This is a genomic window from Streptomyces sp. CNH287, from assembly GCF_000424825.1.
On record NZ_AUKQ01000028.1, the window covers coordinates 1 to 22,730 of the forward strand.

The 22,730-nt window shown below is 73.1% G+C and carries 19 protein-coding genes and 1 pseudogene; 5 read left to right on the forward strand and 15 right to left on the reverse strand.

From position 1 onward, the window contains the following. Positions 1-525: ABC transporter ATP-binding protein (locus H299_RS0122635; protein WP_027750264.1), on the forward strand; the 525-nt coding region annotated here is incomplete at its 5' end. Positions 526-716: 191 nt separating this feature from the next. Further along, on the forward strand, positions 717-3,254 hold the full coding sequence (locus H299_RS0122640; RefSeq protein WP_027750265.1) for an ABC transporter permease: 2,538 nt from the start codon (positions 717-719) through the stop codon (positions 3,252-3,254). A 113-nt stretch (positions 3,255-3,367) separates the two neighbouring features. Here H299_RS0122640 and H299_RS0122645 read toward each other — a convergent pair whose 3' ends face one another. Both H299_RS0122645 and H299_RS0122650 read right to left on the reverse strand, forming a co-directional pair. Continuing rightward, positions 3,368-4,678: an SAM-dependent methyltransferase gene (locus tag H299_RS0122645; protein ID WP_027750266.1), complete on the reverse strand. Its 1,311-nt coding sequence runs from the start codon at positions 4,676-4,678 to the stop codon at positions 3,368-3,370. A 177-nt stretch (positions 4,679-4,855) separates the two neighbouring features. After that, positions 4,856-6,304 (reverse strand): NAD(P)/FAD-dependent oxidoreductase, encoded by a 1,449-nt coding sequence (locus H299_RS0122650; protein WP_027750267.1) that lies wholly within the window; start codon positions 6,302-6,304, stop codon positions 4,856-4,858. A 480-nt stretch (positions 6,305-6,784) separates the two neighbouring features. On the opposite strand from H299_RS0122650, the gene H299_RS0122655 reads away from it, so the two are divergent. After that, positions 6,785-7,057, forward strand: coding sequence for a type II toxin-antitoxin system Phd/YefM family antitoxin (locus H299_RS0122655; RefSeq protein WP_027750268.1), 273 nt, complete (start codon positions 6,785-6,787; stop codon positions 7,055-7,057). After that, positions 7,054-7,323, forward strand: coding sequence for a type II toxin-antitoxin system RelE family toxin (locus tag H299_RS0122660; protein ID WP_027750269.1), 270 nt, complete (start codon positions 7,054-7,056; stop codon positions 7,321-7,323). The genes H299_RS0122655 and H299_RS0122660 overlap by 4 nt, the downstream gene beginning before the upstream one ends. A 37-nt stretch (positions 7,324-7,360) precedes the next feature. On the opposite strand, the gene H299_RS0122665 is transcribed toward H299_RS0122660, so the two are convergent. The 10 genes and pseudogenes from H299_RS0122665 to H299_RS35690 form a co-directional block, all read right to left on the reverse strand. Next, the gene (locus H299_RS0122665) at positions 7,361-8,329 is read right to left on the reverse strand and encodes a Ppx/GppA phosphatase family protein (RefSeq protein ID WP_027750270.1); all 969 of its coding nucleotides are present in this window, start codon (positions 8,327-8,329) and stop codon (positions 7,361-7,363) included. Further along, complete coding sequence (locus H299_RS35680; protein WP_051262739.1) at positions 8,326-8,913, reverse strand: DUF501 domain-containing protein; 588 nt, start codon at positions 8,911-8,913, stop codon at positions 8,326-8,328. Before H299_RS35680 ends, H299_RS0122665 begins: the two co-directional genes overlap by 4 nt. Positions 8,914-8,996: 83 nt before the next feature. Further along, entirely contained in the window at positions 8,997-9,458 is a 462-nt protein-coding gene (locus H299_RS0122675; RefSeq protein WP_027750271.1) for a septum formation initiator family protein, read from the reverse strand. A gap of 133 nt (positions 9,459-9,591) precedes the next feature. Next, complete coding sequence (gene eno, locus H299_RS0122680; RefSeq protein ID WP_027750272.1) at positions 9,592-10,872, reverse strand: phosphopyruvate hydratase; 1,281 nt, start codon at positions 10,870-10,872, stop codon at positions 9,592-9,594. A 172-nt stretch (positions 10,873-11,044) separates the two neighbouring features. Further along, positions 11,045-11,392 (reverse strand): annotated as a pseudogene (locus H299_RS35685) (transglycosylase family protein); the annotation flags it as partial. Between the two features lie 203 nt (positions 11,393-11,595). Beyond that, entirely contained in the window at positions 11,596-12,627 is a 1,032-nt protein-coding gene (locus H299_RS0122690) for a transglycosylase family protein (RefSeq protein WP_027750273.1), read from the reverse strand. A gap of 106 nt (positions 12,628-12,733) precedes the next feature. Beyond that, a complete protein-coding gene (locus H299_RS0122695; protein ID WP_027750274.1) occupies positions 12,734-14,023 on the reverse strand; it encodes a cytochrome P450 in 1,290 nt (429 codons plus the stop codon). Positions 14,024-14,103: 80 nt separating this feature from the next. After that, a complete protein-coding gene (locus H299_RS0122700; protein WP_486587379.1) occupies positions 14,104-14,664 on the reverse strand; it encodes a Uma2 family endonuclease in 561 nt (186 codons plus the stop codon). A 123-nt stretch (positions 14,665-14,787) separates the two neighbouring features. Next, complete coding sequence (locus H299_RS0122705) at positions 14,788-17,136, reverse strand: polysaccharide pyruvyl transferase family protein (protein ID WP_078512957.1); 2,349 nt, start codon at positions 17,134-17,136, stop codon at positions 14,788-14,790. Next, positions 17,076-18,317, reverse strand: coding sequence for a hypothetical protein (locus H299_RS35690; protein ID WP_051262740.1), 1,242 nt, complete (start codon positions 18,315-18,317; stop codon positions 17,076-17,078). Before H299_RS35690 ends, H299_RS0122705 begins: the two co-directional genes overlap by 61 nt. A 365-nt stretch (positions 18,318-18,682) precedes the next feature. Between H299_RS35690 and H299_RS0122715 the strand changes: the two genes are divergently transcribed. Further along, positions 18,683-19,645: a PfkB family carbohydrate kinase gene (locus H299_RS0122715; RefSeq protein WP_027750277.1), complete on the forward strand. Its 963-nt coding sequence runs from the start codon at positions 18,683-18,685 to the stop codon at positions 19,643-19,645. A 35-nt stretch (positions 19,646-19,680) separates the two neighbouring features. Here H299_RS0122715 and H299_RS35695 read toward each other — a convergent pair whose 3' ends face one another. The 3 genes from H299_RS35695 to H299_RS0122730 form a co-directional block, all read right to left on the reverse strand. Continuing rightward, entirely contained in the window at positions 19,681-20,343 is a 663-nt protein-coding gene (locus tag H299_RS35695; protein WP_486587380.1) for a hypothetical protein, read from the reverse strand. 323 nt (positions 20,344-20,666) lie between these two features. After that, the gene (locus tag H299_RS0122725) at positions 20,667-21,383 is read right to left on the reverse strand and encodes a lytic polysaccharide monooxygenase (RefSeq protein ID WP_027750279.1); all 717 of its coding nucleotides are present in this window, start codon (positions 21,381-21,383) and stop codon (positions 20,667-20,669) included. Between the two features lie 345 nt (positions 21,384-21,728). Further along, positions 21,729-22,706 (reverse strand): nucleoside triphosphate pyrophosphohydrolase, encoded by a 978-nt coding sequence (locus tag H299_RS0122730; RefSeq protein ID WP_027750280.1) that lies wholly within the window; start codon positions 22,704-22,706, stop codon positions 21,729-21,731. Between the last annotated feature and the right edge of the window lie 24 nt (positions 22,707-22,730).

Below are 22,730 nucleotides of genomic sequence, written 5' to 3' on the forward strand. Positions count from 1 at the left end.
ACCTCGCTGAAGGACAAGAAGCTGACGCAGTTGCGGCGGGACCGGATCGGTTTCATCTTCCAGGCGTACAACCTGCTGCCCACGCTGAACGGGCTGGAGAACATCACGCTGCCCATGGACATCGCGGGCCGCAAGCCCGACAAGGAGTGGCTGGACCGGGTGATCGAGACCGTCGGGCTCTCCGGCCGCCTCAAGCACCGGCCCAACGAGCTTTCCGGCGGCCAGCAGCAGCGCGTCGCCGTCGCCCGCGCCCTGGCCTCCCGCCCCGAGATCATCTTCGGCGACGAACCCACCGGAAACCTCGACTCCCGCGCCGGCGCCGAAGTACTCGGCTTCCTCCGCAACTCCGTGCGGGAGCTGGGCCAGACCGTCGTGATGGTTACCCACGACCCGGTCGCCGCCTCGTACGCCGACCGCGTGGTCTTCCTCGCCGACGGCCGCATCGTCGACGAGATGCAGCGCCCCACGGCCGAGTCGGTACTCGACCGCATGAAGGACTTCGACGCCCGCGGCCGTACCAGCTGACCTCGCACCCCACCGGCTGAGCACCGGTCGGCTACGGCCGGCACCGCGTACCGGCCCCCTGCCGCCCGGGCCCGCCCGACGGCACCCCATGCCCCACTCCGCGCCCCGCGCCCCCGCGCCGCGCGCCCACCGCCCCGTGCGGCGGTGCGTCGCGCCCCGGGGCGGCGGGTCCCCTCTCTCAGGACTGCCCCATGTTCCGTACCGCCTTGCGCAGTGTGCTCGCGCACAAGGCCCGGCTGCTGATGACCGTGCTCGCCGTCATGCTCGGCGTGGCCTTCGTCTCCGGCACCCTGGTCTTCACCTCGACCATCCAGGACGCCTTCCAGAAGAGTTCCGAGAAGGGCTTCAGCCACGTCGACGTGGCCATCCAGCCCGACGACCCGGACAAGGACGACGAGAAGAACCTCGGCCCCGCGCCCAACCTCACCCAGGAGACCCTGGACAAGGCGGCGGCACTGCCCGGCGCCAAGTCCGCGACCGGCGTCGTGTCCGGCTTCGCCGGGCTGTCCGACAAGGACGGCGACCTCGTCGGCGACGGCTGGGGGACCAACGGCGCCAACTACTACGCGGGCGCGGACGGCAAGGGCACCGACCACCGGTACCCGATGAAGGACGGCCGGGCTCCGCGGAGCGCGGACGAGATCGCCCTCGACGCCAAGACCGCCGACCGCACCGGTTACCGGATCGGCGACACCGTGCCCACCTCGCTCAGCGGCCCGGTGCACCACGAGAAGATCGTCGGCATCTTCACCACGGACGACGGGAACGTCGCCGCAGGCGGCTCCCTCGTCCTCTTCGACAACGAGACGGCGCAGAAGCTGTTCGCCAAGCCCGGCGAGTACACGGAGATCCAGCTGCGGGCCGACGCGGGCACCTCGCAGGCGCGGCTGGAGGCGGCGGCCGAGAAGATCCTGCCGCCCGAGTCCAAGGCGGTCACCGGGCAGAAGCTCGCCGACGACCAGTCGAAGGACATCGAGAGCGAGCTGTCCGGCATGCAGACGGCCATGCTGGCCTTCGCCGGCATCGCGCTCTTCGTCGGCATCTTCATCATCGCGAACACCTTCACCATGCTCGTCGCCCAGCGCACCAAGGAACTGGCGCTGCTGCGCGCGGTCGGCGCCAGCCGCCGCCAGGTGACCCGCTCCGTCCTGATCGAGGCCATCGCCGTCGGCGGTGTCGCCGCCGTCGCGGGCCTGGGCGCCGGTGTAGGGATCGCGGTCGGACTGCGCGCGCTGGTCGGTTCGATGGGTGAGATGCCCGACGGTCCGCTGATCGTCTCGCCGACCGCGATCGTGACCTCGCTCGTCGTCGGCGTCGTGGTCACGGTGCTGGCCGCCTGGCTGCCCGCCCGGCGCGCGGCGAAGATCCCGCCGGTGGCGGCGATGGGCAGCGTGCACGCGCCCGCCAGCGCCCGTTCGCTGATCGTCCGGAACTCCATCGGCGCGGTCCTCGCGGGCGGCGGCGCGGCGCTGGTGGTCGCCGCCAGTGCCAGCGGCGAGAACGCCCTGATGGGTCTCGGCGCCGCGCTGCTGCTGATCGGCGTCTTCGTGCTGACGCCGCTGCTCTCCCGCCCGATGATCGCGGCGGCGGCCCCCGTGCTGCGGCTGTTCAACGTCAGCGGCAAGCTCGCCCGGCAGAACGCCGTGCGCAACCCGCGCCGTACCGCCGCGACGGCCTCCGCGCTGATGATCGGGCTCACCCTGATCACCGGCCTGACGGTCATCGCCGGTGGCGTCCAGAACGCCATCGACAAGATGGCCAGCGACGCGATCAAGGCCGACTACACCATCTCGATGGCCAACTTCGGGCCGCTCTCGCCCGACGTGGAGCAGAAGCTCAAGGCCATGGACGAGGTGACGGCCAGCAGCGCGTACCGGATGGCCGACACCCGCCTGGACGGCGAGAACGAGATGCTGACCGGCGTGAACGGCGCCACCGTCGGCGAGCTGACCGAACTCGACTTCACCGCCGGCTCCTGGGACGGCCTCAGCGGCGGCAAGAAGATCGTCGTCGACGACGACACCGCGAAGGACTACGGCTGGAAGCTGGGCTCGGACGTCGCGGTGACGTACGAGGACGGCGCGAAGGACACCCTGACCGTCGGCGGCGTCTACGAGGGCAACGTCCTGCTGAGCGGGGCCATGGTCGACGTCAAGACGCTCACCCCGCACCTGTCCAAGGTCGAGGACGTGCAGGTCATGGTGAAGACCAAGGACGGCACCAGCGATTCCGTCAAGGAGGCGCTGGAGAAGGAGCTGGGGAACAACCCGGCCGTGCTCGTCCAGGACAAGGAGGACATCTCCGAGTCCATCGCCCAGGTCATCAGCCTGCTGCTGAACATCCTGTACGGGCTGCTGGCGATGGCCGTCATCGTGGCCGTCCTCGGCGTCGTGAACACCCTGGCCATGTCCGTCTTCGAACGCGGCCAGGAGATCGGGATGCTGCGGGCCATCGGCCTGGACCGGCGCGGCATCAAGCGGATGGTCCGGCTCGAGTCGCTGGTGATCTCGCTCTTCGGCGGTGTGCTGGGGATCGGGCTCGGGGTGTTCCTCGGCTGGGCGGCCGGCGAACTGATCGCTCCGGCGCTGGACACCTACACGCTGGTCCTGCCGTGGGGCCGGATGGCCGTGTTCCTGCTGCTCGCCGCCGTGGTCGGGGTGCTGGCCGCACTGTGGCCCGCACGCCGGGCGGCCAAGCTGAACATGCTGGCCGCGATCAAGACCGAGTGACGGCAGGACGGCCTGACGCAGGACCGACTGACGGCAGGACCGAGTGACGGCCGGGGCCCGCACACCCGCTGGGGGGGGTGTGCGGGCCCCGGCGCGCGTACGGCGGCCGTGCGCTACGTGTGCCAGGTGCGGGCGCGTGGCGGCAGGCCCGAGGCGCCGCCCGGCGGGGTGCGGACGGCGAGGATCTGGTTGACGCCGATCCGGTTGTGCTCGAAGGCGAGCGCGGACGCGGCCATGTACAGGCGCCACACCCGGGCGCGCCCCGGTGTGACGAATCGATTCGCCTCCGTCCAGTGCTCCTCCAGCCGGGCGACCCAGGCGCGCAGCGTCCGCGCGTAGTGCTCGCGGAGCGACTCCAGGTCACGGACCTCGAAGCCCGCCTCCTCCAGCAGGCCGACGGTACGGCCGACGGGGGCCAGTTCGCCGTCCGGGAAGACGTAGGCGTCGATGAAGTCGTCGATCTCGTACGCCGCCTCGTCCGGCTCGGGGCGCCGCGCGATCTGGTGGTTGAGCAGCCGCCCGCCCGGCTTGAGCAGCCCGTGCAGCGCGGCGACGTACGCGCGGTACTGCGCGGAGCCCACGTGCTCGGCCATACCGACGGAGGCGATCGCGTCGTAGGGGCCGTCCGCCACCTCGCGGTAGTCCTGGACGCGCACCTCCACCCGGTCGGTGAGCCCGGCGTCGGCGATCCGCTTGCGGGCGTACGCGGCCTGCTCGTGGGAGAGCGTGACGCCGACGGCGTGCACGCCGTACTCGCGCGCCGCGTGCAGGAGGAGCGAGCCCCAGCCGCACCCCACGTCCAGCAGGCGCAGGCCGGGGCGCAGGGCCAGCTTGCGGCAGATCAGGTCGAGCTTGGCCTGCTGCGCGCCGTCCAGGGTGCCGGCGGGACCGGTCTCGTCCCAGTAGGCGCAGGAGTAGACCATCGACGGGCCGAGCACCAGCTCGTAGAACTCGTTGCCGACGTCGTAGTGGTGGCTGATCGCCCGGCGGTCGCGGTGCGGGGTGTGGCGCAGGCCGGTGCGGTGGCGCACCTCCTCGGACGGGGGCGGCGGGGGCGGCCAGGGCCCGGCCAGGCGTACCAGCTCGCGGGCGGCGGACCGTACCGCCGGGTCGCGCGCGAGCGCGGGCAGGCCGCGGGCGGGTTCGGGGGCGCCGCCGCGCTCCCAGAGGACCCGGGAGATGCCGTCCAGCGCCTCGTACAGGTCGCCCTCGATGTCGATCTCGCCCGCCACCCAGGCCCGGGCCAGGCCCAGCTCGCCCGGCCGCCACAGGATGCGGCGCAGTGCGCGCCGATGACGGATGACGACGGTCGGTGCGCCCGGCGGGCCTGCCTCGCTGCGGTCCCAGGCCCGGATGCGTACCGGGACGGGCGTTCTCAGCACCTTCTCCGCAAGGGCGTGGAGCCGCGGCGCGGCGTCGGACATGGGGCACCTCCGTGATGAGCGGCCCGCTCGGGGCGTACGCCTTCCATGGCGTCTGACATGTCGAACAACGGCATGCCGTCCGAGCTTCCCCCACCGGTTCGCGACACGCCGAAGGGGCGTGAGCACCACGGATGGCTCACGCCCCTTCGGCGTATCAGCGTGCGTCCCGGCGGGCCGTCAGCTCGCCCTGGCCTTCTCGCCCTTGACGGCTTCCGCCGCCTCCGCCCCGGCGCCCGGTTCCGGCGCGAGCGGCGGCGCCAGCTTGGCGGCGCCGGTGGTCCGCCCGGCGGTCGCGGCGGCCATCACGGGACCGGCGGCCTCGGCGAACTCCTCGCGCGGCTTCTCCATCGCGCCGAGCGAGACGACCTCGCGCTTGAGGAACACCGCGAGCGTCCAGTCGGCGAGGACGCGGATCTTGCGGTTCCAGGTCGGTACGGCCATGCCGTGGTACCCGCGGTGCATGTACCAGGCCAGCCGGCCCTTGAGCTTGATCTTCATCTTGCCCACGACGATCATCGCGACGCCCTTGTGCAGCCCCAGCCCGGCGACCGCACCCTTGTTGGCGTGCTTGTAGTCGCTCTGCGGGAAGCCGCGCAGCGCGGCGATCACGTTGTCACCCAGCGTCTTGGCCTGGCGCAGCGCGTGCTGTGCGTTCGGCGGGCACCACTTGCCCTCGCCCGCGGCGAGGTCCGGGATCTGCGCGTTGTCGCCCGCGGCCCAGATGTAGTCGACGCCCTTGACCTGGAGCCTGGCCGTGGTGTCGACGTGCCCGCGGGGGCCCAGCGGCAGGCCGAAGCGGGCCAGCACCGGGTTCGGCTTGACGCCGGCCGTCCACACGATGGTGTTGGAGTCGACCTCCAGGCCGTTCTTGAGCACCACGTGGCCGCCGACGCAGGAGTCCATCGAGGTCTTGAGGTAGACCTCGACACCGCGCTTCTGCAGGTGTTCGAGCCCCCACTCGCCGAGCTTGGGGCCGACCTCCGGGAGGATCTTGTCGGCGGCGTCGACGAGCAGGAAGCGCATGTCCTCGCGCTTGACGCTCGGGTAGTACTTGGCGGCGTCGCGCGCCATGTCCTCTATCTCGCCTATGGTCTCCGCACCGGCGAAGCCGCCGCCGACGAAGACGAAGGTCAGCGCCCGGCGGCGGATGTCCTCGTCCGTCGTGGAGTCGGCCTTGTCGAGCTGTTCGAGCACGTGGTTGCGCAGGCCGATGGCCTCCTCGACGCCCTTCATGCCGATGCCGTTCTCGGCGAGGCCGGGGATCGGGAAGGTGCGGGAGACCGCGCCCAGGGCGACGATGAGGTAGTCGAACGGGATCTCGTACGACTCGCCCACCAGCGGGACGACCGTGGCCACCCGCCGGTCCTGGTCGATGGTGGAGACGCGGCCGGTCAGCACCTCGGCCTTGGGGAGCACGCGCCGCAGCGGGACCACGACGTGGCGGGGGGAGATGGAACCAGCCGCTGCTTCGGGAAGGAAAGGCTGGTACGTCATGTACGAACGCGGGTCGACGACGGTGACCGTCGCCTCGCCGTAGCGCATCTTCTTCAGAATGCGGCGCGCCGCGTACAAGCCGACGTACCCGCCACCTACTACGAGGATTCGAGGACGCTCCGTGGTGCTCATGCCATCGAGTATCCAGCACCCAGGAGGGGGGTGCTCGTGAGGGTGTTCACAAGCACCCCCGGGTGTTCTGCTACACTCCCCGCCGCCGTCCCGGGCAGGGCCGTCGCCACAGCGAACCGCAGCGCTCGGCGCGACGAGGGCACCGGGTGTGAGCTGCACGTCTCCCCCGACTCGCGGGTAGACCAGCCGCACCGGGGCGGAGCGGCCCGGCGGGGCCGTACGCGCCTCCGCCGCCACGCGGGGGAGTCAGGTGGGTCTTATCCGGCTCTTACGTCCCTCGAACGGGCCTGACCGGGGATTTTTTCTTGTGAAGGACTTCACAAACATTCTTTTCGACACGGAGTGCCGAGCTCCCCGGCACGCAGTGCCGGAGCATCCACACGCCCTGACCTCCTACCGCGCATCGAGTGCCGTGTGGAGCGCGATCCCGTCGAGCATCGCTCAGATACATGTGTACACGCACACGCGTACACTGACCTCATGACTGAGAACACCGTGACCGTACGGGAAGCACGCGCACACCTCGCCGACCACATCAACCGGGCCGAGGAAGGCGTCCCGACCGTCATCACGCGCAACGGCGCCCCGGTGGCAGCCGTGGTCCCGATCTCGGACTTCGAGGCGTTGGAGGAAGCGGCCGACGTGATGCTGGCGCGCGAGGCCGAAGCGGTGCTGGCCGAGGGCGGCACCACCGTGACCATGGCGGAACTGCTGGCGGACCTGTTCAGCGAGCAGGACGGCGAGGCGGCGTGAAATACGCCTTCCGGTTCACCACGGCGGCACAGCGGCAGCTCCGGGCCATCGCCCGGCCCGACGCCATGCGCATCCTGACCGCGCTGACCGCACTCGGTGACGACCCGTACCGCCAGGACGCCGACACCAAGAAACTCACCGGCCCGTCGGGGCTCTACCGGCTCCGGGTCGGAAGCTACCGGATCGCCTACCAGATCAACGACGGTGAACTCGTCATCCTCGTCGTCAAGGTGGGCGACCGGCGGGACGTCTACCGCAACCTGTGACGCTCCGCCCGACACCAGCACCGCCGGGTACCGCCCCTCAACGCGCCTCGCGCGCCGTGAAGTGAGCGATCCCGTCCAGGATGTCGTGCTCGCTCACCACCAGCCCCGCGGCACCGGTGCGCTCCAGCACGGCCGCCAGGATCAGCGCACCCGCCGTGATCACGTCGACCCGGCCCGGGTGCATGACGGGGATCGCGGCGCGCTCGGCGTGTGTGGAGCCGGTCAGGCGGGCGACGATCTCGTGGACCTCCCCGGCGGTCAGCCGCGAGTGGTGGATGGCGGCCGAGTCGTACGCGGGCAGCCCGAGCGCGATGCCGGCGAGCGTGGTGACCGTGCCGGCCAGCCCGACCAGGGTGTGCGCCTCGGTGAGCGGCACCGTCTCCGCCGCCTGGTCCAGCGCGGCGGCGATGTCGGCCCGTACGGCGTCGAGCTGCCGCCCGGTGGCGGGGTCGGACAGGTGGTGGCGCTCGGTGAGCCGGACGCAGCCTATGTCGACCGAACGGGCCGCCCGCACCCGGCCGTCGTCCCCGCCGAGCACGAACTCCGTCGAGCCGCCGCCGATGTCCACCACCAGGTACGGCGGCTCGTGCGCAGTCCCGGCCGCCCCGCCCTGCCCCGCCGTCACGCCCAGTTCCTGGGTGGCCCCCGCGAAGGAGTACGCCGCCTCCTCGTCCCCCGTGATCACCTCGGGGTCGACACCGAGCGTCTCCCGCACCCCGCGTACGAAGTCCGCGCGGTTCTCCGCGTCCCGGGACGCGGAGGTGGCGACGAAACGGACGCGCTCCGCGCCGAGTTCGCGGATGACGGCGGCGTAGTCGCGGCAGGCGGCGAACGTGCGCTCCAGCGCCTCCGGCGCGAGGCGGCCCGTACGGTCCACGCCCTGGCCCAGCCGGACGATCTGCATCCGCCGGTCCAGCTCCGCCAGGGTGCCGGTGCGCGGGTCGGCGTCGGCGACCAGCAGCCGGATGGAGTTGGTGCCGCAGTCGACGGCGGCGACGCGGGTCATGGGCGCTCTCCCTGCTCGTGCTCGGGCTCGGGCTGCTGCTGCTCCGGTGCGGGCTCGGGCCCCGCCCCGTCCGGCAGCGGCACGCAGGGGCCCTTGCGCCACCACGGGGGCAGCAGCGCCAGCGCCTCGTCCCCCAGCGGGTTCACGCCCGGCCCGGCCACCAGCGCGTGCGCCACCAGCACGTGCAGGCACTTGACCCGATCAGGCATGCCGCCCGCGCTGGGGAAGCCGGTCAGCACCTCGATGGCGTCCCGGCGGGCGAGGTAGTCCTCGTGCGCGGCCCGGTAGGCGGCGGCCAGTTCGGCGTCCTCCTGGAGCCGGGCCGTCATCTCCCGCATCACGCCGTCGGCTTCCAGCGTGCCGATCGCGGACGCGGCGCGCGGGCACGTCAGGTAGTACGTGGTGGGGAACGGCGTGCCGTCCTCCAGCTTGGGCGCCGTCTCGACGACGTCCGGCTGCCCGCAGGGGCAGCGGTGAGCGATGGCGCGCAGCCCGCGCGGCGGGCGGCCGAGCTGGGCGCGGAAGGCCGCGATGTCGGCGTCGGTGGGCGGCGTGGGCGCGGTCGGCGGCGGCGGAGTGTGCATGGGGCGGTCCAGGGTGGTCGGAGGGGACGTCGGGCGGGGCGGGGTGAAAGGGACGGGGCGGCGGGCCGGAAACGTGGCGGGTGTCAGTCGGCCTTGTCCACACCGTTCCAGAGCTTCTCGTACCAGGGCCGGTCGGTGCCGCCGTGGTCCTGGGGCAGGCCGGACCGGGGGGTGCCGTCCGGGAGGATGTAGCTCACCTCGCCCGGCCGCACGAAGTGCAGGTGTGCGCGCGCCTGCTGCTCGACGAACGCCTCGTCCTGCCAGCGCGCCTTCAGCTCGCGCAGGTCCCGCACCCGCTCCCCGGTCTCGCCGGCCTGGCGCCGCTGGTCCGCGATGTCCGCGCGCTGCGAGACGTACTGGCGCATCGGGTAGGCGAGCGCCACGACCATCGAGCAGACGACGAGCGCGAGCAGCGCGGCCCGGCCGGTGAGGCGGCTGCGGCGCGGTGCGCGCACGCGGCGGCTCTGCGCGCGGTAGACGCGTTCGGCGGTCTGCGAGCCGAGCGCCCTGAGCCTGGTCGCGGTCGAGAACCGGTCCGCGGGCACGTTCCTCCCCCTGCCTCTGTCCTCGCGAGCGCCTGCGGCGCCGCGCAGGGGCCCGGGCGCTTCGGCACGTCACGTACGTACGTCCCCGCCACCGTACGGGAACGGCGGCGGGGACGTAGGGTCCGGCAGCGTGTCAGCCCTTGAAGCGCGGGAAGGCGGAGCGGCCCGCGTAGACCGCGGCGTCGTCGAGGATCTCCTCGATGCGCAGCAGCTGGTTGTACTTGGCGACGCGCTCGGAGCGGGCGGGGGCACCGGCCTTGATCTGGCCGCAGTTGGTGGCGACGGCCAGGTCGGCGATGGTGACGTCCTCGGTCTCGCCGGAGCGGTGGGACATCATGCACTTGAAGCCGCTGCGCTGGGCCAGCTCCACGGCGTCCAGCGTCTCGGTCAGCGAACCGATCTGGTTGACCTTCACCAGCAGCGCGTTCGCGGACTTCTCCTCGATGCCGCGCGCGAGGCGCTCGGGGTTGGTGACGAACAGGTCGTCGCCGACGAGCTGCACCTTGTCGCCGAGCTTGGCGGTCAGGCCGGCCCAGCCCTCCCAGTCGTCCTCGAAGAGCGGGTCCTCGATGGAGACCAGCGGGTACGCGGCCACCAGCTCCTCGTAGTACGCGGTCATGTCGGCGGCGGAGCGCTTCTCGCCCTCGAAGGTGTAGGTGCCGTCCGAGTAGAACTCGGAGGCGGCGACGTCCAGCGCCAGCGCGATGTCCTGGCCGGGGGTGTAACCCGCCTTCTTGACGGCTTCCAGGATGAGGTCGAGCGCGTCGCGGTTGGAGCCCAGGTTGGGGGCGAAGCCACCCTCGTCGCCCAGGCCGGTGGCCAGGCCGCGCTCCTTGAGCACGCCCTTGAGCGCGTGGTAGACCTCGGCGCCCCAGCGGACGGCCTCGGAGAAGGACTCCGCGCCGATCGGCGCGATCATGAACTCCTGGATGTCCACGTTGGAGTCGGCGTGCGAGCCGCCGTTGAGGATGTTCATCATCGGGACGGGCAGCTGGTGCGCGTTCGGTCCGCCGAGGTAGCGGAAGAGCGGCAGGTCTGACGCCTCGGAGGCGGCGTGCGCGACGGCGAGGGAGACGCCGAGGATGGCGTTCGCGCCGAGCGAGGACTTGTCGGCCGTGGCGTCGAGGTCGAACATCGCCTGGTCGATCAGGCGCTGCTCGGTCGCGTCGTAGCCGACCAGCTCCGGGCCGATCTGCTCGATGACGGCGAGAACGGCCTTCTCGACGCCCTTGCCGCCGTAGCGGTTGGCGTCGCCGTCGCGGAGTTCGAGGGCCTCGAAGGCACCGGTCGAAGCGCCGGACGGGACGGCAGCACGGCCGGTGCTGCCGTCGTCGAGGCCGACCTCGACCTCGACCGTGGGGTTGCCTCGCGAGTCGAGGATCTCGCGGGCTACGACGACGTCGATGGACGGCACGAGGTTCTCCTTCGTGTGTATATGGCTTCTGCACCCGCAGCCTATCCGGCTGGCGGACCGAAGCGTTTGTTCCGCTGGTAAAGAAAACGCTCCGTTACGGAACAGGTCCGTAACGGAGCGTTTACCTTCCTCCAGGGTCTCTGGTTCGGATCAGGCGCGGGCGCCCCCGTCAGGCACAGGCCCAGGCGCTCATGCCCTGGAGGGCCGCCAGCTTCTCCGCGACGGCGATCTGCGCTTCCTTGCCGGCCAGGTCGGCGCGCGGCGCGTACGCGGTGCCGCCCGCGGCCTCCCAGCTGGACTGCGAGAACTGAAGTCCGCCGTAGTAGCCGTTGCCGGTGTTGATCTGCCAGTCGCCGCCCGACTCGCACTGCGCGATGGCGTCCCAGTTGGCGGAGGCCGCGGCCGGCGCGGACGCCGCCTGGGCGCTGTTCGCGACGGTGAGCGGGGCCGCGACGGCGAGGGCGGCGGCACCGGCGAGCGTGGCGATACGGGCGGTGGCCTTGCGGGTCACAGTGGACATGCGCGCGTCTTCCTTACGTTCGGGTGCCCGCCGGATCAGGCGAGCGTGAACGACCGTAAGGGCGTCAGAGCAAAAGCCTCAAGGACCTTCTTTCCTTACCAATTCAGACATCTTGACAGCAAGGGCGACACTCTGCGCAGGTCATCGCCGGGACGCCGGTCAGGACCAAAGTCCTTTTCCGGACACCTCCCACGAGAGTCATGTCACAGCGAAAGCCGCTGCCCCGGCAGGATCAGGTCCGGGTCGGAGCCGACCGTGTCGCGGTTGCCGTCGTAGAGCGAGGTCCAGCCGTCCAGCCCGAGGTCCGCGGCGATCGCGGAGAGGGAGTCGCCGTCCTGCACCCGGTAGGCGTCGCCCGGCGACACGTCCCTCCCGTCCTCGCCGCGGGGGCCGTCCTTGCCGTGCGAGCCGCGCGAGGAGCGGTCCGCGTCGCCCCGCTCGCGCGCGTCGGGCGCGCCGCGGTGCTTGCCGCGCGCGTCGGCGTCCCGGCGGTCCCGGTCCTCGCCGGGAGCGGGCGCGGCCGTCTCGCCGCCGTCGCGCGCGTCACCGGAGCCGTCGCCGGAGTCGGGGGCACCGGCGTCGGTGCCGGAGGCGTCGCCGGAGCCTTCCGGCGTGGCGGAGCGGTCGGACGCGTCGGCACGGTCGGAGCCGTCGGCCGCGTCCGAGCCCTTCGGCCCGCCACGGTCCGCCTTGTCCGAAGAACCGGCGGGCTTCTTGGCGGCGGACTCCTCCGGGGACGGCTCGCCGGACTCCGGCGGAGTGCCGGTGTCACCGGACTCGGGCGTCTGCTCGCCGGACGAGGGCTTCTCGGGCGCCGGGTCCTGGTCGGCACCGGGAAGGGCGTCCGGGAGCTGCCGGGCCGCGTCGCCCAGCCCGGAGGTGACCGCGCAGCTGGGCCAGGCACGCGGACCCTGGTCGGCGAGGATCTTCTCCGCCACGGATATCTGCTGGCTGCGGCTGGCCAGATCGGGCCGCTCCGCGAAGTCCCGGCCCCCGTACTGCTCCCAGGACTCCTGGGTCAGCTGGAGGCCGCCGTAGTAGCCGTTGCCGGAGTTGGAACTCCACAGTCCGCCGCTCTCGCACTGGGCGACGCGGTCCCAGGTACCGTCGTCGGCCGCCTGTGCCGCACCCGCTCCGAGCAGCGGCATGGCGATCCCGGCGCCGGTCACCCCCGCCGCGACGAAGAAGGCGGGAGCCTGACGGGGCCGTCGGTGACGGCCGTTCCCGGAGCGCATGTGATGCCTCTCGTAAGACAGCTGTAGACCGAACGGCCGTTGGCAGACCGATCGAGCATCGAACGTAGCGGCGCGTCCCGCCCGTCACAAGCGAATGTCGCGCGTATCACGTAAAGGTCACGGGCAAAGTCCGCAATCCGCGCATAATCAGGCCGCCGCGCCACCGCAAATCGGCTGGCTCCACGGCCAGTTGAAGATCGGGCAGCCGCCGGAAGAGGGTGCCGAGCGCGATCCGGCCCTCGAGCCGGGCCAACGGGGCGCCCAGGCAGTAGTGCACGCCGTGCCCGAAGCCCAGGTGCGGGTTGTCCCGTCGCGCCAGGTCGAGCACGTCGGGCCCCGCGAACCTGGCCGGGTCGCGGTCCGCCGCCGCCAGCACCACCAGCACCGGATCGCCGGGCTCCACCCGCCGGCCGCCCAACTCCAGCGCCTCCGTGGCGAATCGCCAGGTGGCCATCTCCACCGGCCCGTCGTAGCGCAGCATCTCCTCGACCGCGACGGTCTGCGCCGCCTCGTCACCGCGCGCCACCGCGTCCTCCCAGTACGCCCGCTGGCGCGGGTGGCGCAGCAGCGCGCAGGTGCCGTTGCCGATGAGGTTCACCGTGGTCTCGAAACCGGCGAACAGGAGGATGAACGCCATCGCGGCGGCCTCGTTCTCGGTGAGGTGCTCGCCGTGGTCGGAGGCGCGGATCAGCCCCGAGAGCAGGTCGTCCCCGGGGTCCCGCCGCTTGCGGTGGATCAGCTCGGCCAGATACGCGCGCATCTTCTTGACCGCCCGGCCGACACCGCCGCGCGGCCCCCGGTCGTGCCGGATCATCATGCCCGCCCAGTCGCGGAAGTCGTCCTGCTCCTCGGGCGGCACCCCGAGCAGGTCGCAGATCGCGTAGAGGGGGAGCGGGAAGGCGAGATCGTGGATGAGGTCCGCGCTGCCCGGCTCCGCACCGACGCCGCCCGCACCGGGCCGCCGGGCGAGGACGGCGTCGATCAGCCGGTCGGTCAGCTCCTGGACCCGGGGTTCGAAGGCGGCCACCCGCCGGGGCGTGAACGCCTTGGAGACCAGCCGCCGCAACCGCGTGTGGTCCGGCGGGTCGATGTTGAGCAGGTGCGTCATCAGGTTCGCGCTGCGCTCCCCCGGAATCCCCACCTTCCCCTTGCCGTGCGCGGCGCCGCCCTCCCGGTGGTGCCCCGGGTTCTTGCTCAGCCGCTGGTCCGCGAGCGCCTGCCGGGCGTCCGCGTAGCGCGTGACCAGCCACGCCTCGACCCCGCTGGGCAGTTCGGTCCGGCGTACGGGCGCGTGCTCGCGCAGCCAGGCGTACGCGGGGTAGGGGTCGGTGGCGAACTCCCAGTCGAAGAGCGGGGGCGGCGGCGGAGCGACGGGCGCGGAGGGTTCGTGGTGCACGCACCGACCGTATACGGGCAGGTGGGGGGCCGCGCGGGCGCGCCGCGTCGCCGGGGGTGGCGGTGCTGGGGGCGGGGCGGTCAGTCGCGGGGAAAGTCCTCGGTCTCCAGCCGGAACTCCATGCCGAGCGGCGCCAGATCGAGGTCCTCGCCGAACTTCACCGTCAGCTCGCTCTCGTAGACCTCGCCGTCCGGACGGCCGAAGGCGTGGCACTTCCCGGTGTAGGGGTCGGCGATCAGATACACCGGGACACCCGCCTGGGCGTACGCCTTCCGCTTGGTGCCGTAGTCGTTGTCCCGGGTCTCCCGGGAGATGACCTCCAGCACGAACTCGACGTCGCGGTAACTCCAGCGGCCCGTAGCGTCAAGCATCGCCCCGTCGGAGAGTTTCAGCAGGTCGGGGGCGAATCCATTGCCTTTTCCAGGGAGGGGGAGCAACACATCGGACTTGGTCTTCGCCCGGCGCCCGAAGCACTCCTTCAGCTGGAGCAGGACCAGTTCGATGATGTCCCAGTGTGTGTTCCGCTGTGGCGACACGACCACGGCCCCCTCGACGATCTCGGCCTTGAAGCCCTCGGGGACCCCCATCCGGTCAAGGAGCCACAGCTCCTCCTCCAGCCCGGATGTGTCAGCGTCAGCCATATCGATCCTGTCGGTCATCTCGACGGTCACCGGTGCCGCTCCCTCCCCGCCGCACTCAGTACGCGCAGCCGTGCGGTACAACGATACGAGTGTCCGTCCGGACACGGCCCCGGCGTGCCGCCGTCAGGCGAAATGCTTCGTCAGTTCGGCCAGGTTGTCCCGGGTGACCTGCCACAGCTCGCTCTGGCGGGCGTGCACGTCGGCTACCGCAGCCGGGTGGTCGGCCAGGAGGGCCAGCGCCCGTTCGGTGAGCAGCGCGCCCAGGTCCCGTTCGTGGACCGAGACGCCCCACTCGGGGCGGCCGATGTCGTCGAGGAAGTACGCCAGTTTGGGGTGCGAGATCAGGCTGAGCACCGGGGTGCCGCAGCCGAACGGGATCATGGTCGCGTGGCCCCGCATGCCGATCACCAGCCGGGTGCGGGCGTAGTGGTCGCGGATCTCGCCGTTGGTGAGGTCGTGGAGGGGATCGACCGGGAGGGTGAGGCCGTGCTCCCGGCGCAGGTCGTGGACGAGGCGCTCGTCGGCGGGCATGTGCGCCGCGTACCGGACCTCCGCGTGCTCGCGCAGGCTCCGTACCGAGGCGGCGAGCTGGGCGAGGAAGTGGCCGTAGTCGTGCCCGAAGCGCAGGCCCGCCCGGTCGTAGGCGCAGTTGAGCAGTACGGTCTCCGCCCGCCGCCCGGGGTCGCGCCAGTCCGGGTCGAGCCGGCGGGCGACGGTGGTGGGGCAGGGCTGCCAGCGCACCTTGTCCCGCAGCTCCGGCGGCAGCAGGTCCCGTACGCGCCGCACGGAGCCGTGGTTGCGCAGCCCGAAGAAGGCCGACCGCTCGACCAGGGTGCGCAGGCTGCGGGTGAAGCGGGTACGCCCGTACTCCTGCCCCTCGAACGCGTTGTAGCCGACCGCGAAGACCGCCAGGGGGGCGGTGATCCGGGTGAGCAGCTCGTCCGGGACGTTCCACTGCCAGGCGCTGTTGCCGTTCGGCCAGGTGTCCGGCAGGAACAGCCCGCCGCCGCCGATGATCACGCCTCGCCGCGCGTTCACCTCCGCCAGTGCCTGTTCGTCGAAGAGGCGGTGCACGTGGACGGAGTGCCAGCGGCGCGGGCCGGTGTCGGTGTCCAGGCACATCCGGACGGCCTCGGGGAGCACCTTGTCCCCGGCGTTCTCCTGGCCGGTGGAGAAGAGGGCCACGTGCGCGTACTGCTCGGCGGCAGGCGGGGCCGGTGCGGCGGGCGCGGCGGATGCGGGGTCCGGCTGCTGGGCGCCGGTGCCCGCGAGGTGCAGGGAGCGGCAGCCCCGGTGGGTCGGCTCGGCGTCCAGCCCCTCGCGGGCGTAGGCGCGTGCTCCCGCGTCGTCGCCGCGCAGCCAGGCGAGCCGGGCCAGCTGCCGGTATGCCCGCGCGGCGACGGCCGGGGCGGCGGTGGCCAGCAGCAGGTGGGTCTCCGCCTCGTCGTGGCGTGAGAGGGCCAGCAGCGCGGTGCCGTACGTCTCGTGGAAGCGCGGCTGGTTGGCCTGCGCCCGGTCGGCCACCAGGGAGAGCACCTCGACGGCCTCCTCGTAGCGCCCCTTCTCCAGGTGCACCCCGGCCGTCTCGCGGGCCAGGTTGATCGAGGGCCGGGAGTCGCGCAGCAGGGGGGTGACGCAGTGGGTGAAGTAGTCGGGGTGGCGGCGTACGCGCAGGGCGCAGTACGCGCGGTGGAACGCGTCGTCGGCCAGGTCGAAGCGGTGCCACGCCCGTTCGGCGGGGCCGTATCCGGCGCGTGGCGCCGCCCAGGGGCGGTGGCCGCCGCCCGCCGCGCGCTCCCCCGTCTCCCCTACCGCGTCCTCCCCCGTCTCCCCCGTCTCCTCCGGCGTGCCGAAGTTGAGGACGACGGCCTCGGCCGGTACGGGCGCGTCGTCGTAGAGCCGCCGCGCCAGGAAGTCGAAGCGGGCGTCCAGCACGGTGGCGGGCCCGCCGTCGCCCGCGCCGCGCTGGAGGACGAACAGGCCGTCCTCCCGTACGGTCCGCTCCCCGCCGTCGAGCGGCTGGGGGACGGCGGCGGCGCCGTACCGCAGCCGCAGCAGTTCACCGAGGTCGCCGAGCACCACCATGCCGGTCGTGAACGCGAGCACCGTGTCGTAGGCGGGGCCGGTGCCCTCACCCCGCGCGTCCGCGTCCGCGTCCCGGAAGGCACGCAGGTACGCGCCGCGCGAGGCCGCGCGGTGCGGCACGACGCGCGGGTGCAGCCGCCGGGCCGCGTCCAGTTCGGCCTCCTCCAGCCCGTCGTGCAGCAGCAGGAAGTCCTCGCACAGCCAGGGGTTGGTCAGCGCCAGGCTGCGCAGCAGCGCCAGCAGGCCGGGCAGCCGGGCGCGGTCGGTGTGGCAGGCGAGGGCGATCCGGCGCTTGCCGGTGGCCGCCGCCGGGCGCGGGGCGCCACTCACCGGAGCGAGGTCCGCAGGCCGCCGAGGTCGACGTTCCTGGTGTGGGCCGTGACCCATTCCCTCTCCTTCTCGCGGAGTCGGCCGGGCTGCCCGTAGCCGATCAGATCGATGGCGGCGCTGACGTCCAGGAAGTCCAGCAGGCGCAGCACCGTGAAGGCGGTGGTGGGCCGCGCGCCCCAGCCGTCCTCGCCGATCAGGGCGGGGTCGGCGACCGGGCGGCGCAGCGCCGCGTCCCCGGCGTAGCGCTGGGCGCCGGGGACCAGTCGGCGCTGGGCGCTCCGCCAGTCGTCCCCCGAGTCGGCGAACAGCAGCCGTACGCGCACCTGTTCGTGCCAGCGCGGGGTGCGCCCGTCGGCGACGGCGCCCACGGCGTGCACGTCCGTACGCGTGCCGGTGGCCGGGCCGCCCTTGCGATAGCCGTCGCAGCGGACCACCAGGTCGTACGCGTCGACCGCCGCCGCCAGCGCCGCGCCGCCCTCGCCGGGTGCGGTGTCGGCGGGAGTGGTGTCGGCGACCACGCACACGCTGCGGTCCGCCAGCAGCCCGCGCAGCTCCCCCGCACCGCACGGCTCGGTGCCCGCCAGCAGCGGGTCGGCCATGCGGGGCTGCGCCTCCAGACGGCTGTGGGCGGCGTACAGCGCCGCGAGCCGCCGCACCTCGGGGTCGCCCGCGCCGCGCTCCCGCATCCGGGCGCCGAGTTGGGCGGTGAACGCCTCGCGCACCTCGGCGCCGGGACGCTCGGCCTCCAGCGCCGCCGCGAGGGGGCCGTCCGCGCCGAGGAGCCTGGCGGCCTCGGTCAGGCAGGCGTGCTTCTCGCGCAACGTGCCCAGGTGCAGGGCGACTTCGTCGGCGGCGGCGCCCTGCGACAGCGCGAGGTAGCCCTCGTACGCCTCGGCCGCCGCGACGGGCCGGTCCAGCGCCTCCAGCGCGCGGGCCCGCAGCCGCCAGGCGCCCTTGGACTTGCGGCGCGCCGCAAGGGCCGTGTCGGCCAGGTGGAGGGCGAGGTCCGCCTCGCGCGCGCCGCCCGTCCGCAGCGCGGCGTCTCCCGCGTGCAGCAGGGCGTCGAAGGTGCGGGTGGTGAGCAGGGTGCCGAGCGCGGCGGCCAGGCGCAGCCGCGCGGCGTCGGAGGCCTCCGGGCCGGCGTCCGGGGCGGCGGCGTCGAGGCCCGCGAGGTAGGCCGCGCAGGTCGCCGCGCACGCGGCCAGCGGATCACGCGCGCGTCCCCGCCACATGCCCATGGTCTCTCCACACTCCGGCAGCAGAGTGCGCAACTGTGCCCCATGGCCGTCCGCCGCGCGCAACACCTGGGCGCACGGCGGGTGAACCCTGCGCGAATCGTTCGCGTACGGCCGTACGGCGCACGGCGGCGGGCAGGGCCGGTCGGCCTTCTTGACGCCGCGAGAAGCGCGCTTCGAGAATGTGGATCTCCAGCCCGCCGTCCGGGGCGGCTGCCGCGCGAAGGTGTTCCCGCCGAGCCCGGCCGCCGCGTGCCGGGGTCCGCCGCAGGGCGGACCGGCGGCGTACGGCCTGACCGCACCGGCGCCCCGCACGACCGAAAGGCGACCCCCATGGCCCCTCCCCAGCCCGCGCCCGAGGTCGCCGCGTGACCGCCGCCGTCATCGGGGAGGTGCTGGTCGACCTCGTGTGGCGGGCCGGGTCGGCGTCCATCACGCCGCTGCCCGGCGGCAGTCCCGCGAACGTGGCGCTGGGCCTGCACCGGCTCGGGCGCCCGGTCACGCTGACCACCTGCTGGGGCGACGACCCGCCCGGTGCGCTGGTGCGCGACTTCGTACGGGAGGCCGGTGTCCCGGTCGTCCGCGCCGGAAGCGCCTCGGGCCGTACCACCCTGGCCCTGGCGTACGTGGACGAGGCCAGCGGCGGCGCCACGTACGACTTCCTGGCCGCCTGGGACCCGGTGGACCTGCCGGTCGCGCCGGAGGTGCGGCTGCTGCACACCGGCTCGCTGGCCGTGGTGGTGCAGCCGGGCGCGGCGCGGGTGCTGGCGGCGTGCCGGGCCGTGCGGGCGCGGCCCGGCGGCGCGGTCGCGGTGGATCTCAACGTGCGGCCGAGCGTGCAGCCGGACCGGGCGGCGTACCGCCGGGCGGCCGAGGAGGTGGTGGCGGCGGCGGACGTGGCCAAGGCGAGCGACGAGGATCTGGCGTGGCTCTACCCGGACCGCGCCGTCGGGGTGGCCGCCCGCGAACTGCTGCGGCTGGGGCCCTCGTTGGTCGTGGTCACGCACGGCGCAGCGGGGGCGACGGGGTTCACCACCGGCTACGGAGACGGCTCCGGCTGCAGCTCCGGCGGCGGGGAGGTCACCGTACCCGCGCCGCGCGTCGAGGTGGCCGACACGATCGGCGCGGGCGACGCCTTCCACGCCGCGCTCCTCGCGGCCCTGCTGGTGCCGGGCGGGGACGGCGTTCACCGGGTGCGGCTGCCGACGGAGCGCGGCGAACTGCGGGAGATGCTGCGGCAGGCCGTGACGGCCGGCGCGCTCGCCTGCACCCGGCCGGGCGCCCGGCTGCCGGGCCGCGCGGAGCTGGACGCGGCCCTGCACGGCGGCTGAGGGCCGCCCCGTCCGGGCGCGGTGCGCCGTGCGGGTTACGGGGTCCAGACGATGGGGTCGTCTTCGTAGGTGTCGTCCGAGTAGTCGGCGCCGGCGACCGTGAAGCCGGGTCCGGCTCCCTGCACGCGGCCGGTCTCGTAGCTCTCGCCCTTCGTGGCGAACTCTTCGGGCCCGACCTCGTCCGCGCATTCGGGCATGTCCACGCCGAAGACCAGCGCCCCGGTGAGGCCCCCGTCCGCTCCGACGCCCGAGAGGGTGGGTCCGGTCATGCCGCCGAGGTCGCTGCCGTCCGCGTTCGTGACGGTGTAGCGGAGGCAGTAAGGCGTGACTCCCGGGTCGGCATCGTCGCCCATCGCCTCGTCGAAGGCGGCCTTGTCGAGTTTTTCCACACGGGTGAGGGTGATGCCGACAGCACCCTTGCTGCCGCCGTCGTCGTAGGGGACGACGGCGGTCTCACCGATCTTCAGCTTGGTGCCCGGCGGCGTCATCCTGACCTTCTCGGGCGTGGCCGAAGGGGAGCTTTCGCCCGCGTCGTCCTCGGGCGCCTTCGCCGGAGCCGTCTCGGGTGCGGCCGATGTCGCGGCGTCCTTGGACGAGGAGTCCGAGGAGTCCGAGCCGTCGCCGCCGCAGCCCGCGAGAGCGAGCGTGAGCGCCAGCGCGCCGAATGCCGATATCGCTGCCGTGCGGGTGCGAGTCACTGCCTGGTGCCCTTCCGTCGCCGCACGGAGGCACTCCCCGTCCGGTTGTGTCGGCGGGTGGCCGTCCCAAGGGCACTCGCCTGCGGCCAGCATAGATGTGCCCGCGCACACGGAAGGAGTTGGGCCGCCGTTGGCACGCAGGCACGGCCGCCGGGAGGGCGTGCGCACCACCGTCGCACTCGCACACCGGAGGGCTGCCCGGCACGCCCCGGGCGTACGCACGCGAGCGCCCCGCCCCGGGTGAACCTCCCGGGACGGGGCGCGGACCGCAGGCCGGCCGCAGCTGCTGCTGGCCGGTACCACCTGCGCGGTACGGCGCGGTACTACGCGGTGCAGGCCCCGAGGTCCTGCCAGACGCCCCACTCGCCGCCGGCGCCGGGCTCCTCGCCCCTCACCCACCACTTGGCGCGCCAGGTGTGGCCCGCGTGGGTGACGGTGTCGCTGCCGCTGTAGGCGGTCCCGGCGTTCCAAGGCCCGGCGGTGCACTTCTGCGGGTCGGGCCCACCGGGGTCGGGGTCACCGCTGCCGCCGATGTTCACGTCGATGCAGGAGTAGAACGCGTTGCCGGTGTCGGCGACGTTCCAGACCGCGAGCACCTTCTGCTTGCCCTTGAGGCTGCCGAAGTCCACCTGGTGGCTGACGCTCGACGGCGGCTGCGCTCCGCCGTCGTTGATCTCCGCCACCTTCTGGCCGCCGACGAAGTACTGCCAGGTGCTCGTCGCGTGACGGGCCGTGAGTCTCCAGGTGAAGGTGGTCTTGCTCGCGATCGGGGTGACCTTCCAGCCCTTGCTGTCGTTGTCGAGCTCGGCGAAGGGACCGTTGCCGCCGCTACAGCTCTTGAGGCCCTTGGGGCCCTCGACACTCTGGGGCTCGTACTTGATCTGGCCGCAGTCGACGACGCCCGCGGCGCACTGCGCCTGGCGGCTCGACGGCGAGTCCACGTATCCGTGCGCACTGGCCGTGCCGGCCGGGAGGCTCACCGCGACGAGCGGGGCGATGCCCGCGCCGATCACAGCAGCCAGCCTTCGCTTCGTGTTCATGCCAACTCCTTCATGTTCGAAGCCACCGCCGAGGGGGACGGTCGCGGCCGGCAACCGCTGTTCGGCAGCTTCGTCGAGTGGGGTCAGTGGGGGGCTCAGCCAGATCACACGGGGCCAGTGGTGAGGTCGTCACCAGCGGGGCGCCTTCCCGCACCCGCCGGATCGCGAACTGACGATCGAGGTCGACTTGGTCTAGACCTTAGCGGTTGTCCGGGCCGCGTCAAGAGTTCGGCAACGCACGTGCCGCGCCTGCCCGTTCCGCCCACGAGCTGCTCCGTCCGGCGGACACGTGCTCAGCAGGGCATATGCCCGCAGCGCCGGTCCGGGCCGCGGAAACGCGTGGCGTCAGTCCGCCACGCCCTCCGCCGCACGGATCGCGTCGCGGTAGGCGCGGGCGGCGGCGCGCAGCGCCGTCTCGGGGTCGACGCCCTCCTGTTCGGCCCGCACCGCCAGCGCCAGCAGCGCGTACCCGGGGCCGGAACCCTCCGGCACCGGCACGTCCAGCCCGCCGCTCCGCGCCCGTCCCGCCAGCTTCGCCGCCAGCGCCAGCGCGGGCTGCCCCACCGGCACGCCCTCGGTCACCGAGGAACGCCCCTTCTCCACCGCCTTCGTCCGCAGCCAGTGCGCCCGGACGTCCTCCGGGGTCTCGGCCGACGCATCGCCGAAGACGTGCGGATGCCGGTGGACGAGCTTGCCCACCAAGGTGCCCGCGACGTCGTCGACCGAGAACGGCTCGTCCGGATCATCCTGGGCGATGCGGGCGTGGAAGACGACCTGGAGCAGCACGTCGCCCAACTCCTCGCGGAGCGCCTCCCGGTCCCCCTCCTCGATCGCCTCGACCAGCTCGTACATCTCCTCAAGGCCGTGCTTCGCCAGGTCCTCGCTGGTGCGCACGCTGCTCCAGGGGCAGTCGGCGCGGATGCGGTCCATCACCTGCACGAGGTCGAGCAGCCGGGCGCCGGGCAGGTCGTAGGAGCCGGGCAGCAGTTCCAGCTCCGGCATCGTCTGCGCGCCCGAGCCCGCGAGCCGGGCCAGGCCGTCGGTCAGCCGGGGCTCGCCCTCGGCGGCGGCGACGACCACGATGCTGCCGCCGTCCGCCAGGCACGCGTCGACCAGCTCCCGGGCGTCCGGCAGCGCCTCGGAGACCCGCACCTCCACGCCCGCCTCCCGCAGGTACGGGAGCAGCGGGTGCGCCTCGTCCGCGCACAGCACGCGGGCGGCGCCGTGCAGCGCCTGCCAGGCGGGCCAGGACAGCAGCCCGGGGGCGACCCGATGGCTGGTGGTGAGCAGGACGATGCGGGGCGACTCGGCGGGTGACTGCACCCTACGAACCTAGCGCCTCTCGTG

Coding starts and splice junctions, on each gene's coding strand:
- H299_RS0122640 (WP_027750265.1), top strand. CDS start 717: ATGTTCCGTACCGCCTTGCGCAGTGTGCTCGCGCACAAGGCCCGGCTG.
- H299_RS0122645 (WP_027750266.1), bottom strand. CDS start 4,678: ATGTCCGACGCCGCGCCGCGGCTCCACGCCCTTGCGGAGAAGGTGCTG.
- H299_RS0122650 (WP_027750267.1), bottom strand. CDS start 6,304: ATGAGCACCACGGAGCGTCCTCGAATCCTCGTAGTAGGTGGCGGGTAC.
- H299_RS0122655 (WP_027750268.1), top strand. CDS start 6,785: ATGACTGAGAACACCGTGACCGTACGGGAAGCACGCGCACACCTCGCC.
- H299_RS0122665 (WP_027750270.1), bottom strand. CDS start 8,329: ATGACCCGCGTCGCCGCCGTCGACTGCGGCACCAACTCCATCCGGCTG.
- H299_RS35680 (WP_051262739.1), bottom strand. CDS start 8,913: ATGCACACTCCGCCGCCGCCGACCGCGCCCACGCCGCCCACCGACGCC.
- H299_RS0122690 (WP_027750273.1), bottom strand. CDS start 12,627: ATGCGCTCCGGGAACGGCCGTCACCGACGGCCCCGTCAGGCTCCCGCC.
- H299_RS0122700 (WP_486587379.1), bottom strand. CDS start 14,664: ATGGCTGACGCTGACACATCCGGGCTGGAGGAGGAGCTGTGGCTCCTT.
- H299_RS0122705 (WP_078512957.1), bottom strand. CDS start 17,136: ATGGGTCACGGCCCACACCAGGAACGTCGACCTCGGCGGCCTGCGGAC.
- H299_RS35690 (WP_051262740.1), bottom strand. CDS start 18,317: ATGGGCATGTGGCGGGGACGCGCGCGTGATCCGCTGGCCGCGTGCGCG.
- H299_RS0122725 (WP_027750279.1), bottom strand. CDS start 21,383: ATGAACACGAAGCGAAGGCTGGCTGCTGTGATCGGCGCGGGCATCGCC.